At 59.9% G+C, this 14,405-nt stretch carries 11 protein-coding genes; 3 read left to right on the top strand and 8 right to left on the bottom strand.

Going from position 1 to position 14,405, the window contains the following annotated elements:
* Positions 1–272: 272 nt before the first annotated feature.
* The 3 genes from I6L49_RS00670 to I6L49_RS00660 all read right to left on the bottom strand — a co-directional run bounded on the left by I6L49_RS00670 (position 273) and on the right by I6L49_RS00660 (position 4,385).
* The gene (locus tag I6L49_RS00670; protein ID WP_216950361.1) at positions 273–1,799 is read right to left on the bottom strand and encodes a methyl-accepting chemotaxis protein; all 1,527 of its coding nucleotides are present in this window, start codon (positions 1,797–1,799) and stop codon (positions 273–275) included.
* 64 nt (positions 1,800–1,863) lie between these two features.
* Entirely contained in the window at positions 1,864–2,595 is a 732-nt protein-coding gene (locus I6L49_RS00665) for an ABC transporter substrate-binding protein (protein ID WP_005334783.1), read from the bottom strand.
* 551 nt (positions 2,596–3,146) lie between these two features.
* Positions 3,147–4,385, bottom strand: a complete 1,239-nt coding sequence (locus I6L49_RS00660; RefSeq protein WP_005334784.1) for a uracil-xanthine permease family protein — start codon at positions 4,383–4,385, stop codon at positions 3,147–3,149.
* A gap of 306 nt (positions 4,386–4,691) precedes the next feature.
* Between I6L49_RS00660 and I6L49_RS00655 the strand changes: the two genes are divergently transcribed.
* Positions 4,692–6,056: a Hint domain-containing protein gene (locus tag I6L49_RS00655; RefSeq protein WP_216950360.1), complete on the top strand. Its 1,365-nt coding sequence runs from the start codon at positions 4,692–4,694 to the stop codon at positions 6,054–6,056.
* The gene (locus I6L49_RS00650) at positions 6,053–6,394 is read left to right on the top strand and encodes an RT0821/Lpp0805 family surface protein (RefSeq protein ID WP_041235099.1); all 342 of its coding nucleotides are present in this window, start codon (positions 6,053–6,055) and stop codon (positions 6,392–6,394) included. Before I6L49_RS00655 ends, I6L49_RS00650 begins: the two co-directional genes overlap by 4 nt.
* Positions 6,395–6,481: 87 nt before the next feature.
* Here I6L49_RS00650 and I6L49_RS00645 read toward each other — a convergent pair whose 3' ends face one another.
* Positions 6,482–8,197 (bottom strand): NAD-dependent malic enzyme, encoded by a 1,716-nt coding sequence (locus I6L49_RS00645; protein WP_216950359.1) that lies wholly within the window; start codon positions 8,195–8,197, stop codon positions 6,482–6,484.
* 274 nt (positions 8,198–8,471) lie between these two features.
* Between I6L49_RS00645 and I6L49_RS00640 the strand changes: the two genes are divergently transcribed.
* Entirely contained in the window at positions 8,472–9,236 is a 765-nt protein-coding gene (locus tag I6L49_RS00640; protein ID WP_216950358.1) for an ABC transporter substrate-binding protein, read from the top strand.
* Between the two features lie 87 nt (positions 9,237–9,323).
* Here the strand turns inward: I6L49_RS00640 and I6L49_RS00635 are convergent, their stop codons facing one another.
* The 4 genes from I6L49_RS00635 to I6L49_RS00620 all read right to left on the bottom strand — a co-directional run bounded on the left by I6L49_RS00635 (position 9,324) and on the right by I6L49_RS00620 (position 14,402).
* Positions 9,324–9,734 carry a DNA breaking-rejoining protein gene (locus tag I6L49_RS00635; protein WP_234920528.1) on the bottom strand — a complete coding sequence of 137 codons (411 nt, stop codon included), beginning with the start codon at positions 9,732–9,734 and terminating at the stop codon, positions 9,324–9,326.
* 159 nt (positions 9,735–9,893) lie between these two features.
* Positions 9,894–10,865, bottom strand: coding sequence for a formate dehydrogenase subunit gamma (locus tag I6L49_RS00630; protein WP_139741069.1), 972 nt, complete (start codon positions 10,863–10,865; stop codon positions 9,894–9,896).
* Positions 10,862–11,521: a formate dehydrogenase FDH3 subunit beta gene (fdh3B, locus tag I6L49_RS00625; RefSeq protein ID WP_005353752.1), complete on the bottom strand. Its 660-nt coding sequence runs from the start codon at positions 11,519–11,521 to the stop codon at positions 10,862–10,864. Before fdh3B ends, I6L49_RS00630 begins: the two co-directional genes overlap by 4 nt.
* 4 nt (positions 11,522–11,525) lie before the next feature.
* Positions 11,526–14,402 (bottom strand): formate dehydrogenase subunit alpha, encoded by a 2,877-nt coding sequence (locus I6L49_RS00620; RefSeq protein WP_216950357.1) that lies wholly within the window; start codon positions 14,400–14,402, stop codon positions 11,526–11,528.
* Positions 14,403–14,405: the final 3 nt, after the last annotated feature.

The following is a 14,405-nucleotide window of genomic DNA, read 5'->3' as shown; positions in this document are numbered from 1 at the left end:
TTCTAAAGGGTCGAGATCAGCGGCACAATAGATGCAGGCAGGCATGAGCGGGGAAAATGAAAATATGCGTCCAGCGCTGTCGGACTGCGTATCGGGCAGAGCATGATGCTGCGAGTTTCGCGGTCACGCCAATCTCAACTGAACAGTGACATGGGCATGACGAAAAGCGCCGCAGGACAAGGCCCCTTGCCCCTCACGACATCTCGCCGCGCCTCAAAATAATGGGGACCGACCTGTCCCGCAGGATGATCCAACGGGGCGAAGTTAGCTGACTAGACCCGAAACTGCTTGAGCAGGGTGTCGAGCTGGGCCGACAGCTGCCGCAGATCGCTGCTGGCTTCGGCAACCTGTGCCACTCTGGCCGCACTCTCGCTGTTGAGCGTCGCAATCCGGTTGACGCTGTGGCTGACCGCCTCCGCCACCGAGTGTTGTTCTTCCGATGCCTGGGCGATATACATGTTCATCTCGCGGATCAGGCTGACCTGATTTTTAATCTTCTCCACCGATATCTGCACATCTGCCGCCTCGATGCCGGCGCGGGATGCCTTCTCCTGACTCTGTTGCATGCCGGCACCAACATTCTGGGTTGCTTGCTGCAACCGCTTGATACTGGCACTGATCTCCTCCGTCGACTGGCGAGTACGGCCCGACAAGGTGCGCACCTCATCCGCCACCACCGCAAAACCGCGCCCCTGATCACCCGCCCGCGCCGCCTCGATGGCCGCATTGAGGGCAAGCAAATTGGTCTGCTCGGCAATGCCGTTGATCACCTCGATGATGGTGCCAATGCTGCTGCTCTCGGTCGAAAGGGTGCGCATCAGAGTGGCGACCCGCTCCACCTCCCCCACCAGTTGATGGATGGCCTCATTGGCATGGCCCGCCAGATTGTAACCCTGCTCCACATAGAGGTTGGCCTCATCGGTGGCGCCAGATGTTTTCACCGCGTTACCAGCCACTTCCTGCACAGCCTGACTCATTTCGGTAATGGCGGTGGCGACCTGATCCAGCTCGGATTGCTGGGCGTCACTGCCTACCCGGGTATCTGCCGAGAGGGAGTCACAGAGTTCGGCGGTTTGCAACACACCGGCAGAGAGCTCGTTGATCTCCGCCACCATCTCCTGCAACTTGGCAATAAAATGGTTGATGTTGGTGGCCAGCGCGCCTATCTCATCCTGGCGACTGATCTTCAGACGCCGGGTCAGATCCCCCTCTCCTTTGGCCAGATCGAACACCGCCTGATTCATCTGGTGAAGCGGCCTGAGCACGTTGCGATGAATCAGCACCATCAACAGGGCGATGATGCAGAGATCGAGCACCAGGATCTGCCAGACGGTGGTGATCAACTGCTGGCGCAGTTGGGCCTGAATGGCGGCATCACTGGTTTGCACCAGCAATCGGGCCACGGTGTTTTTCTGGCCGCTGTCGTCATAGACCAGATCATATCCCCCATAGGCAGTGGTATCGGCAGGCATGGCTGTCACGGGGGCAATGCTCCCCGCCGTGTCACGGGCAAACCCGGCTACCAGCTTGTCCTTGTTGACCACCAGCAAAGCACTCAGGATATCGGCCGCCAGCTCGGACTTGAGCGATGCCTCGATGAAAGCCGATTCATAATTCCACAGCGGGCCGGGCAGGGAGAGCTGCAGCCGGCCGATGGCCTGTTCGACCAGCGCACTCTGTTTGCTGTAGCTCTCCGCCCTGACCGCGTTGTAGTTGTAAGCGCCAAACAACACCAGTAGCAGACTCACCGACAGGGAGGTCAACACGGCAATCCTGAACGTCAGACTTTTCCAATCCATGGTTTCCTCCCGGTTTTACGGCAGCCGGCGCAGTGCCATTAAGCGGCACTTGCTATTGGTACTGTTACTGGTACTTGGCATTGATCTTGTCGATGGTGCCATCCGCCTTCATGGCAGCGAGGATCTCGTTGAGCTTGGTGATGAGCTCATCGGGCGTGTCCTTGTTAAACGCCAAGCTCATCTGGGTTTCCTTGAACACGAAGACCGGCTTGGGTGAGGCCACCTTCTCCTTGCTGGCCAGATAGGGCGCCAGATACTGGCCGGTAGCCCAGAGATCGATGCGACCTGCCTCCAGTTTCTTCACGTTGGCGGTGTCGTTGGCGGCCAGCTGCAACTTGGCAAATCCCTGGGCTTTGAGATATTCGGCGGCCGCATCGCCGTTATAGCCACCCACCGAATACTGCTTGGCATCTTCCAGTGACTTGACCGTGATATTGGCGGTCGAGCTGGAGAAAAACACCCAGTTGTTATTGACCAGCGGCCCTACCCACTTGAACAGCGCTTCCCGCTCCGGCGTGCGGGTCGTGGAGTAGAGGGCGGTATTGGGGGTGCCGAGGGTATCTTCGTACGCCCGCTTCCAGGGCATCAGGGTCAGCTTGTATTCGACCCCGGCACGCTTGAACAGCTCTTCGACCACCTCGGTCGACAGCCCGACAATCTTGCCCCCCTCTCCCTGCATGTTGAATGGCGGGTAATCCTCGGTCATCACATTCAGTGGCGCAGCCTGAACAGCGCTTATCGCCATCATGGAAGAGACTGAAAAAATTGCACTTTTCCACAGCAGTTGATAGTTCATTGCAACCTCGCTTTGCTTGCCATTCATCCCTGAACATCCGCCGTTACCGATGGCGGTGCACGTCTGACCCGCTGGGGTCATGCCGGCTTTCACGGCTCGCCGCCCACCCATGTGCAGCAGCAAACAGATCCGGATTTTGCCTGTGCGCAACGAAACGCAACCGGCGAGGGAGGCTCACAACAAATCGAGGAGGAAACATGCCAGGGCAGCATAAGGGGAGTGCGGAGTGGGGCGGATAAGCCTCTGCCATACAACAGCGCCGTGGCAAAGAAAAAGCGCATCGTTTTATGACAGGGGTCTGGGAGAGAAATGATAGAAAACGCCAACATCCATTTTCCCATACTGCTCGAGGAGACCTCAGAGCCAAACCTGTCCTTTAGCTAAGGTCACGAAAAGAGATACGTCAAATGAGAATGCTAACCCCCTCATCTGCTTCCAGATTAGATTCCAGATGAGCTCCGCCGAGCCGAAAAGTGGCGCGAGATACCCGAAAAACAGAAGACCACCGCGAGGTGGCCTTCTCCAAATCAACGATGAACATCTGGTGGAACTCAGTCCTTGGCCGCGTCCATCACACCCTCTTCGGAGTGCGCAGGCAGGATCAGGTTGAGCAGGATGGCGGCAACAGAGGCCAGACCAACGCCGGCCAGCGCGAAGTCGCCAATCTTCATCTCCAGCGCACCGACACCGACGGTCAGAGTCACAGCGACGATGGCGATATTGCGTGACAGTCCCAGATCCACCTTGGATTCCACCAGCGTCTTGAGACCGATGGCAGCGATGGATCCGAACAGCAGCAGCATGATACCGCCCATCACCGGCATCGGGATGGAGGTGAGCAGCGCATTGAACTTGCCGAAGAAGGCCAGAATGATGGCAAACACCGCAGCCCAGGTCATGGTGACCGGATTGAAGTTGCGAGTGATCATCACGGCACCGGTCACTTCGGCGTAGGTGGTCACGGGTGGGCCACCGATGAAACCGGCGAAGCAGACGCCGATGCCGTCACCGGCCAGCGTACGGTGCAAACCCGGATCCTTGGTGTAATCCTTGCCAGTCACGCCACCAATCGCCAACACGCCACCGATATGCTCGATACAGGGGGCGATGGCTACCGGCAACATGAACAACGCAGCAGCCCAGTTGATCTCCGGGGTTTCGAAGTGGGGCAGCGCCAGCCAGGGGGCGTTCACCATACCATCGAAACTCACCTGGCCCATGAATACCGCCGAGACATAACCGGCAATCACGCCGCACAGGATGGGGATCAGCTTGATCCACCCCTTGCAGAACACAGCTGCAATCAGGGTGACCGCCAGCGAGATACCGGCCAGCGTCAGCGCAGTCCCCGCAGGAACCACCTGCTCACTACCAGCACGGCCCATCGCCATGTTGCAGGCAACCTGCGCCACAGAAAGACCGATCACCATGATCACCGGGCCAATCACCACCGGGGGTAGCAATTTGTGCACAAACCCCATCCCTTTTGCCCGGATCAGCGCAGCCAGAATGAAATACATGAAACCGGCGGCAAACAGGCCAAACATGGTGGATGGCAATCCCCAGGTCTGGGTGGCGTAGATGATGGGAGCGATGAAGGCAAAGCTGGAACCGAGGAAAATCGGGACCTGGCGGCGGGTGCAGAGCTGGAACAACAGGGTGCCCACACCGGCGCCAAGCAGGGCCATGGAGGGGTTCAGTCCGGTGAGCAGGGGCACCAGAACCATGGCACCGAAGGCGACAAACAGGATTTGCAGCCCGGCGACACTTTGCTTGACTAAGGAAAACATGGATGTCCTTAATTTTTTGATAACTGATGGGGATATTTATCACTTTTCAGTCATCACAAGACTTTTCCAAGGCACAAAATGAACACAAATACGTCACTTGTTGCCTTTTACTGCTTGGGAAGGGCATGAAACTGGCTTTTTAGGCGGGATTCGTTGCTACAAGCATCGAGTATGTGATTTTACGCATTATTGTGACGAACGCCAATCGTTTTTCCATCATGTTTATTGTGTTCATGGTCAAAAATGCCGCCGCCAGGGGCGCGCTCTATAATGGATCCTGTGAATCAAGATGGACAAGGAGTCCCCATGTCACAGCCCCCATTCAAGGCCAGCCAGCGCAGATTGCTTATTGGCTCGGCCATCGCACTCGCCCTGTTTGCGAACCCGTTCAGTTATGATTTCGCCCAAAATGAGTGGCAAATGAATCAGGCCTATGCCAAGTCCTGCTTTATCGCCGGCACTCGCATCACGATGGCCGATGGTTCCACCCGCCCCATAGAGACGCTCCGGGTCGGTGAACAGGTGCTGGATCAGCACGGCGGCAGTAACCGGATCCTGGCGATCGAACGGGTCATACTGGGCAAGCGCAGACTCTACGGGATCAATGATCTGCCCCCGTTCTTTACCGCAGAGCACCCTCTGCTGACCACTCGGGGCTGGGCGGCCATCTCACCGGCCATGACCCGAACCGAAAACCCGCAACTGGCGGTGCTGCCGCTATTTACCGGCATGCAGATAATGTGTCGCCCGGCACCTGCCATGGTGACGGGCAATCTGGCCCTGCAACCCCAGCCGGAATTACTGCTGGTTGAGTCACTCTGCTGGATCGAGGCATCTCCCACTACCGCACTCTTCAATCTGCTGCTCGATGGCAGCCACAGCTACATCGCCAATGAGCTGATCGTTCACAACAAAGATGGCGATGGTGGCAGTGGGGGCAACAGTGGTGGAGGCAGCGACAGCGGCGGTGGCAGCAACAGCGGTGGTGGCAGCAACAGCGGCGGTGGCAGCAACAGCGGTGGTGGCAGCAACAGCGGTGGTGGCAGCAACAGCGGCGGTGGCAGCGACAGCGGCGGTGGCAGCGACAGCGGCGGCGGCAGCAACAGCGGCGGTGGCAGCGACAGCGGCGGAGGCAACAACAGCGGCGGAGGCAACAACAGCGGCGGTGGCAGCAACAGTAGCGGTGGCAACGACAGCGATGGGGGCAGCGATGACAGTGGCGGCCAAGGCGAGCATGCCGGCGGAGAGCAGCATGGTGGAGGTGAACGGCATGCTGGTGGAGAAAAACATGCAGGGGGAGAACGCCATGGGGGTGGCCGCGGGTTTGGCAATGGCGTTGATGACAACGGTGTGGATGCCGTCGATGCCAATGGCAACAAGCTCAGAGGTGATGGCACCATCGATGACAACGGCGTGGATGCCGTCGATGCCAACGGCAACAAGCTCAGGGGGGATGGAACCATCGATGACAACGGCGTGGATGCCGTCGATGCCAATGGCAACAAACTCAGGGGCGATGGCACGGTCGATGACAACGGTGTGGATGCTGTCGATGCCAACGGCAATAAACTAAGAGGTGATGGCACGGTCGATGATCGCCAGCAAGTGCTTACCGATGAGCAGGAGCGGGCGCTGCTCAACAACGGCTTTCGCCAACAGGGGCAACCATAATGCGATATCTGTTACCACTCCTCCTGCTCGGCCTCACTGGCTGCGCCACGGTCGACACTCCGCCGCTTTACCATCAAATGGATAAGGCAGATGTTCAACTGGCCAATCAGGCTCTCGCCAAGGCGCTGGAAACCCGTACCAAAGGCCAAAGCCTCACCTGGTTCAATCCAGCTAACCGTCACTCGGGTAGCGTCACCCCGCTGCGCACCTTCCGCCATACCAGCGGGGAGTGGTGTCGCGACTATCGCGAGCAACTCTATATCGGCAAGGCGAGCCAGCAGTGGCAGGATACCGCCTGTCGCAATCAGCAAGGGCGCTGGCGGCCATTGCGAACTTAGTGAATGCCACGGGATAAACGAAAGGGGGTAGCAGCGCTACCCCCTTGTCATCTTTTCCGACCCGTTATCCGGGTGGTGAATACGCGGTTATACCCGACGATAGGGCAGGTAAACCGGCTCCCACATATGGTTGAGGATATGCTGCTGCAGATCCTGACCGATCAGCGGGTGGGAGGGATCCCGGCGCACGATATCCTTGAGCACGGCGGTCGCCACATGCACCGAGATGCTGCGCAGCTCGCGAATGCGGGGATAAACAGCACCTTTAGCCAAGTCCACCTCACTCACGCACTCGGCCAGCGCAAAGGCGGCAGTAGTGAAGACATCGGGTGTGATCTCGCGGAGCTGGCTGACGATGGCCGCCAGACCTACCCCGGGGAAGATAAAGACGTTGTTGCCCTGCCCGACCCGGAACTCCTGCCCCTCGTAGCTCACATCCTTGAACGGACTACCGGTTGCTACGATGGCTTTGCCCTTGCTCCAGCGGTAGATATCCTCCGGCAGCGCTTCACAGTTGGCGGTCGGGTTGGAGAGCGGGAACACCATGGGGCGCTCGCAATGCTGCAGCATCAGCTGGATATGCTCTTCCTGGAAGGCACCGCCCGAGCCGCTGGTACCCAGCAACACGGTAATGGGCACATGACGCAGCACATCGGCCAGATTGGCCTTGCCGGGCACCTCGGTGTCCCAACCGGCCAGCAGCAGCCCCGGTTTGGCGTAGCGACGCTTGTACTCATCAAGCCCATCCCGGTTATCACACACCAGCCCCTGGGTATCCAGAATGTAGATGCGATCGCGGGCCGCCTGCGGATCCATTCCCTCGCGGATCATCCCAGCGCAGATTTGATCCGCCACGCCGACCCCGCCTGCACCCGCGCCATAGACCAGATAGTTCTGCTGGCCCAGGGTCTCCCCCTTGACCTTGACCGCGCCGATAATACCGGCCAGCACCACGGCACCGGTGCCCTGAATGTCATCGTTGAATGACGGCAGTGCCTGCAGGTAGCGGGCCAGATTGTTGAAGGCGTTGGATTTGCTGAAGTCTTCCCACTGCAGCACGGCATTGGGGAAGTGGCGCTTGACCCCCTGCACAAACTTGTCGATGAACTCCTCATACTCCTTGCCGCGAATGCGCTTGTGGGGGCGGCCAAGGTACATGGGGTCATCGAGCAGTTTCTGGTTATCGGTGCCCACATCCAGCGCGATGGGCATGCAGCAGGCGGGGTGAATACCGGCCCCCAGGGTATAGAGCGCCAGCTTGCCGATGGGGATCCCCATGCCGCCAACACCCTGGTCGCCGATCCCCAGAATGCCCTGGCTGTCGGTGACGACTATGATGCGGATCGATTTGGCATCGAAGTGACGGGCCTGACTGCCCATGTCATCCACGTTGTCCGGGGTAATGTAGAGGCCGCGGGGCTTCTGGAAGCGGTGGCTGAACTCCTGACACGCCTTGCCCACGGTCGGGGTATAGATGTAGGGAGTCATCTCCTCCACATGGCGTGACAACAGGGCATAGAAGAGAGTCTCGTTGCGATCCTGCAGGGCACGCAGGTTCTGGTACTTCTCGATATCGCTGCAAGCGCTCTTGAACCCCTCATACACTCGCTCGAGCTGGGCTTCAAAAGTTTGCACCTGAGGCGGCAGCAAACCATCGAGATCAAAATCGGCCCGCTCCTGTTCGGTGAAGGCCGTGCCCTTGTTGAGGTATCGATTGTTAAGCAGATCAGTGCCGGTCAGTGCAACGGGGCGAAAATCCTGTCCCTGTGCATCTTTCCACAGCAGATATTGTCCGGTAGCCATAGTCATTCTCTTTGATTTACGTGAAATTGCCGTTCGGCAGGAGAGCAAGACTCATAATGAAATCAATCATATGACGTTTACTCGATCGGTTTTGTGAGCTTGGGCATACCCTGCGGCCAAAATAGGCGCCCGGCGACCCCGGCGAGACAAATATCCACGGCAAGGAATGAGACTCATGTTAGCATTGCAGGCAACCCAGCCCCTTTCACCGCATCACAGCCGGGAGTGATCTGATGCCCTCGCCTCTGCCAGCCTCCGCCCCCTTCTTCCTGCCATGCGCCTGATCCCGCTGCTTGCTCTGTGGTTGTTTCTGACCTGCCAGTCGGCTCTCGCCGCACCGGGCCGGGTACTCAACATCATCGTGGGTGAATGGCCCCCTTTCGTCTCCGAGCAGTCAAAACAGCACGGGCCAGTGGCCCACCTCATCAGCGATCTGTTCAAGGAGGCGGGCTATGAGGTGAAGTTCCACTTCGCTCCCTGGGGTCGGGTCTATTCGCTGGCGGCCAACAGCCAGCTCTACGACGCCACCGCCGTCTGGATGCACAAAACGGAGCGGGAGCAGGATTTTCTGTTCAGCGAAGCGGTGCTGCAGGAGCAGTTTGTCTTCTTCTCCCTCAAATCACGGCAGCTGCAAGCCGAGCGCCTTGAGCAGATCATCGGCATGCGGTTGGGGGGCGATATCGCCTACAGCTACGGGCCCGAGCTGGACAAGATGGTGGCCGATGGCAGGGTAACCCAACAGAAAGTCACCGACGTGAAGCAGAATTTCGGCAAGCTGCTGCGCGGGCGGATCGACCTCTATCCACAAGAGCTGCGAGTCGGTCTGGCCGAGTTGCAGAGCCAGCTCGACCCCGCCAGCGCGGCACTCATCACCCACAGTCAGACCCCTTTTCTGCGCAACGACAGCTTCGTGATGTTCCCACGCAAGATGCCGGATTCAGCCAAACTGCGGGATCAGTTCAATCAGCAGTTGCAGCAGGCCATCGCCAGCGGACGTTATAAGCGCTACTTCGAACGGCTTTCTCGGGGGGACTATTAACCTTGGCGAGGCAAAAAAAGAGAGGATAAAACAACGGTGGCGGCCCTTTGTGGCCGCCACCTCTGTGATGCTTGTCAGCTGCTGGCATTAGCCGCTGATGCCCACCTCCAGCTTGAACGGCGTCTTGGCCTTGCTGCTCTCGGCCGCCCCCATCTGGTAGACCCGAATGGTATAAGTGCCCTTGGCGGGCAGGGTCGCCTCAAAGTTGTTCCCTTCCGTAGAGCCGATAAACATCGCCTCCCCCTTGCTGCCCGGCGGCAGAATATTGAAGTAGGGCTTGCCGGTCAGGATCACCACCATGCTCTGGCCCTTGTTGGCCGTCAGCTTGTAATCGAGGGTCTGGCTACCTTGAATGGTGCCGTTGATAGTCGCCCCTGACTCCCCTTTCTTGAACTGCACCTGCTGGGTCTTGATCCCGTCAGCCGCCTGCGCCACGCCCGCAATACCACCGAAGAGCGCAGATGCACATACCGCTGCCAGCCATGTTTTTCTCATCATTTGTCATCCCTTGTGTGAATGGAACCCCTGTTACTGTTGCTCAAGGTGGCCCAAAAAACCATCGCCGTTTGTGGCATCGCTCAATCAATTTGCCATCACGATCGACCCGCCATCAAAAGGGGCGCCGCAGCGCCCCTTATCTTTACTCTTTGTCGACCATCAGCTTGATTTGCCCACCTTGGGCTCATCAAGGGTGTGCTTTACCTCTTCATACCAGAGGTCGTGGTGCTCCTTGGCCCAGGTCTCGTCCACCTCGCCGGTCACCATCCCCTCCAGCGCCCCTTCCAGCTGGAACAGGCCCATGTAGATATGGAAGATAAAGCCGCAGATAAGGATCAGCGCTCCGACGATATGGATGAAACTGGCCCACTCCATCTGGCGGCGCAGCTGGCCGAAGATGGGGAAATCGAGGAACAGCCCAGTCGCCACGACTATGCCGCCAAACCAGATCAGCAGCCAGAAGATCGCCTTCTCGCCGCCGTTGGAGAAGCCCGCCGAGGGGTGGCTTCCCTTGTGCTTGCCGAGCATGCCGCCAAACTTCATGAACCACTGCACATCCACCATGTTGACGATGTTGTGGCGGAACCACTTGATGAGCACCCCCATCAGGCAGAGGAAGAAGAGCGGCCCCACGTAGTTGTGGAACACCTTGGCAAACCAGATCCAGTTCTCCCACACCCCGAGGCTCACCACCGGCTTGATGAAGTACTTGCCGTAGATGATGGCCAGCCCCGACCCGGACAGGGTCAGGAACATGGCCGCCGTGGTCCAGTGCAGCGCCCGATCCAGCCTGCTCCAGCGCTTGAGCTTGCGCCCGGTGCGCGGTTTGGAGAGCTTGGTCTGCCCCACCACCAGATACATCAGGCCACACATGGCGAGCGACCCGAAAATGGCGATGGCGCCGAGCGGCGACACCCACTTGGTCTTCACCTCGAACCAGAGCTGGCCCGGCACCGAGATAAGCACCCCGTGCTCCGGCGAGCGGGAGGTGGTCACCCCCTCCTGCCCATCCTTCACCGCCCGCCAGTAATCGGCGCCGGCAAAACCGACCGCCTCTTTCTGCGCATCAGCGAAGCCGGGCGCGCTGAACAGCAGCAAGGCCGTCAGCAGCGCTGTCAGCCAGTGTCTCATTGGCCATCCTCCTGCTTGCCAAGCTTGAGCCCCTTGCCTCTGCCATCGTGAGGTTTGCTGGCGTCGCGATAGAGCGCCTGTTCATCAGCCCCCCAAGCTGCGTGAGGAGCACCGCGATAGGCAACCCGCTCGCGGAAGATATCGGAGATCACCTGCGCATCCCCCGCCAGCAGTGCCTTGGTGGAGCAGAGCTCGGCACACATGGGCAGCTTGCCCTCGGCGATGCGGTTGGCACCGTACTTCTGGCGCTCCGCCTCGCTGTGATCCTCTTCCGGGCCGCCGGCGCAAAAGGTGCACTTGTCCATCTTGCCCCGATCGCCAAAGGCGGCGGTCTTCGGGAACTGGGGCGCCCCGAACGGGCAGGCAAACAGGCAGTAACCGCAACCGATACAGAGATCCTTGTTGTGCAGCACTATGCCATCGTCGGTGTGATAGAAGCAGTCGGCCGGACAGACCGCCATGCAGGGGGCGTCGGTGCAGTGCATGCAGGCGACCGAGATGGAGGTCTCCCCCGGCAGGCCATCGTTGAGGGTCACCACCCGGCGGCGCTGGATGCCCCACTCGAGGGCATCGTCGTTCTCGTTCTTGCACGCCGTCACACAGCCGTTGCACTCGATGCAGCGCTTGGTGTCACACATGAATTTCATTCTGGCCATGGGATCAGGCTCCTACTTTGCGAAAACGGCACAGGGTGACCTTGGTCTCCTGCATCTGGGTGACCGGGTCATAACCATAGGTGGTGACTATGTTGACCGACTCCCCCAGCACATAGGGGTCAGACCCTTCCGGATATTTGGATCGCAGATCCTTGCCCTCGAAGTGGCCACCAAAGTGGAACGGCATAAAGGCAAGCCCCGGTTTGACCCGCGGGGTTACCAGTGCCTTCACCTTGACCCGGCCCCCTTCCGGCCCCTCGACCCACACATCCTGACCATCGCGCACCCCGACATCGTTGGCATCCGCCGGGTTCATCTCGACAAACATCTCCTGCTGCAATTCAGCCAACCAGGGGTTGGAACGGGTCTCGTCGCCGCCCCCCTCGTATTCGACCAGACGGCCGGAGGTGAGGATGATGGGGAACTCCTTGCTGACATCCTTCTCCTGCACCGAGGCGTACTGGGTCGGCAGGCGCCACAGGCTCTTGGAGTCTGGCCAGGTGGCGTAGTCGGCCAGCAAGTCGCGGCGCGGGGTGTAGAGCGGCTCGCGGTGCTTGGGCACCTGATCCGGGAAGGTCCACACCACGCAGCGCGCCTTGGCGTTGCCATACGGCACAAAGCCGTGCTTGATGGCGACCCGCTGGATACCGCCGGAGAGATCGGTCTTCCAGTTCTTGCCCTCGGCCTCTTTCTTCTCGGCCTCGGTCAGCTCATCCCACCAGCCGAGCTGTTTCATCAGGTCGGCAGTGATCTCGGGATAACCGTCTTCCACCTCGCTCCCTTTCGGCCAGGAGTCTTCGGCGAGCAGCGAGACGCCCTGATACTCGATGCCGAAACGTGCGCGGAAACCGCCGCCCCCTTCCGATACCGGAATGCTGGTGTCGTAGAGGATGTGGCTGCCGGGATGTTTCATCTCCGGGGTGCCCCAGCAGGGCCAAGGCAGACCATACACTTCGCCGCTGACCGGGCCGCCTTCGGCCTTGAGGTTGGTCTTGTGGAAGGTGTGCCAGTTCTGCTGGTGCGCCTTGAGCCGCTCCGGGCTCTGGCCGGTGTAGCCCACGCTCCACATGCCGCGGTTATATTCGCGGGTGATGTCTTCCAAGAGCGGCTGGTTGTTCTCGACCTTGATGTGCTTGAACAGCTGGTCGGCAAAGCCAAGCTTCTTGCTCAGCAGATACATGATCTCGTGATCGACCTTGGATTCGAACAGGGGCTCGATCACCTTGTCGCGCCACTGCATGGAGCGGTTGGTGGCGGTAACGGAACCATAGGTCTCGAACTGGGTGGTGGCCGGCAGCAGGTAGACGCCGTCGGTGCGATCGTTCATCACCGAGGCGACGGTGGGGTACGGGTCGACAATCACCATCATGTCGAGCTTTTGCATCGCCTTCTTCATCTCGGGGCCGCGAGTCTGGGAGTTGACCGCATGGCCCCAGTAGAACATGGCGCGGATGTTGGAGCCCTGCTCGATGAGATCGGCATTCTCCAGCACCCCGTCCACCCAGCGGGAGACCGGAATGCCGTTGTTGTTCATCGGCAACTTGCCGTTGTAGGCCTTGTTGTCAAAGCGCGCCTTGATCCACTCGTAATCGACGTCCCACACCCGGGCCCAGTGCTTCCAGGAGCCCTCTTCCAGCCCGTAGTAACCGGGCAGGGAGTCGGAGGTGACGCCAAAGTCGGTGGCGCCCTGCACGTTATCGTGACCGCGGAAGATGTTGGTGCCCGCCCCGCTCTTGCCCACGTTGCCGAGGGCCAGTTCGAGGATGCAGTAGGCACGGGTATTGTTATTGCCTGTGGTGTGCTGGGTGCCGCCCATGCACCAGACCACGCAGCCGGGGCGGTTGTCGGCCAGCAGTTTGGCGGCGCCATGAACTTGCTGTTCGTTGAGGCCGGTTACCCGCTCCACTTCCGCCGGGGTCCAGCGCGCCACCTCTTTTTGCACCTCGTCCATGCCGTAGACGCGGGTGCGGATGAACTCTTTGTCTTCCCAGCCGTTCTTGAAGATGTGCCAGAGCATGCCCCAGATAAAGGCGACGTCGGTGCCCGGACGCAGGGAGAGGTACATGTCCGCCTTGGCGGCGGTGCGGGTACGACGCGGGTCAACCACCAGGATCTTGCAGCCGTTGCGCTCTTTCGCCAGCAGGATGTGCTGCATGGCGACCGGGTGGGCCTCCGCCGGGTTGGAGCCGATAAACATGATCGACTTGCTGTTGTGCATGTCGTTCAGGCTGTTGGTCATGGCGCCGTAGCCCCAGGTGTTGGCGACCCCGGCGACCGTGGTGGAGTGGCAGATCCGCGCCTGGTGATCCACGTTGTTGGTGCCCCACAGGGAGGCCATCTTGCGAAACAGGTAAGCCTGCTCGTTGGAGTGCTTGGCAGAGCCGAGCCAGTAGACGCTGTCAGGGCCGGACTCCTTGCGCAGGCGCAGCACCTCGTTGCCCACCTCTTCGATGGCCTGCTCCCAGCTGATGCGCTGCCACTTGCCGCCCACCAGCTTCATCGGGTACTTGAGGCGACGCTCACCGTGGCCGTGCTCGCGCAGGGCCGCCCCCTTGGCGCAGTGACCGCCAAGGTTGAAGGGGTGATCGAAAGCTGGCTCCTGACCGGTCCAGACGCCATTCTGCACCTCGGCATAGACGCCGCAGCCCACCGAGCAGTGGGAACAGATGGTGCGCTTCACCTCGACCGGCACGTCGGCCGCCACGGTTTTGGCTTCGGCCCGCTGCATCATGGCTGGCGCCAGCCAACCGGCGGCCACGGCGCCACCGGCCACCAGACCCGAGTTGACCATAAAGGCGCGACGGGTCAGCCCCTGACCGCGAATGGCCTCATTGCCCTGCTCGCCCACCTGGGGCTGCTCGGCACGTTTTGTCAGTTTCATGAG

This window comes from Aeromonas sp. FDAARGOS 1419, from assembly GCF_019047045.1.
GTDB classification, from domain to species: domain Bacteria; phylum Pseudomonadota; class Gammaproteobacteria; order Enterobacterales; family Aeromonadaceae; genus Aeromonas; species Aeromonas veronii.
Note: the sequence above shows the minus strand (reverse complement) of the source record. Positions and strands in the feature narration are given on the sequence as shown.

What these genes read in the sequence shown, in the direction of transcription:
- I6L49_RS00670 (WP_216950361.1), bottom strand. Translation starts at nt 1,799, where the DNA reads ATGGATTGGAAAAGTCTGACGTTCAGGATTGCCGTGTTGACCTCCCTG.
- I6L49_RS00665 (WP_005334783.1), bottom strand. Translation starts at nt 2,595, where the DNA reads ATGAACTATCAACTGCTGTGGAAAAGTGCAATTTTTTCAGTCTCTTCC.
- I6L49_RS00660 (WP_005334784.1), bottom strand. Translation starts at nt 4,385, where the DNA reads ATGTTTTCCTTAGTCAAGCAAAGTGTCGCCGGGCTGCAAATCCTGTTT.
- I6L49_RS00655 (WP_216950360.1), top strand. Translation starts at nt 4,692, where the DNA reads ATGTCACAGCCCCCATTCAAGGCCAGCCAGCGCAGATTGCTTATTGGC.
- I6L49_RS00645 (WP_216950359.1), bottom strand. Translation starts at nt 8,197, where the DNA reads ATGGCTACCGGACAATATCTGCTGTGGAAAGATGCACAGGGACAGGAT.
- I6L49_RS00640 (WP_216950358.1), top strand. Translation starts at nt 8,472, where the DNA reads ATGCGCCTGATCCCGCTGCTTGCTCTGTGGTTGTTTCTGACCTGCCAG.
- I6L49_RS00635 (WP_234920528.1), bottom strand. Translation starts at nt 9,734, where the DNA reads ATGATGAGAAAAACATGGCTGGCAGCGGTATGTGCATCTGCGCTCTTC.
- I6L49_RS00630 (WP_139741069.1), bottom strand. Translation starts at nt 10,865, where the DNA reads ATGAGACACTGGCTGACAGCGCTGCTGACGGCCTTGCTGCTGTTCAGC.
- fdh3B (WP_005353752.1), bottom strand. Translation starts at nt 11,521, where the DNA reads ATGGCCAGAATGAAATTCATGTGTGACACCAAGCGCTGCATCGAGTGC.
- I6L49_RS00620 (WP_216950357.1), bottom strand. Translation starts at nt 14,402, where the DNA reads ATGAAACTGACAAAACGTGCCGAGCAGCCCCAGGTGGGCGAGCAGGGC.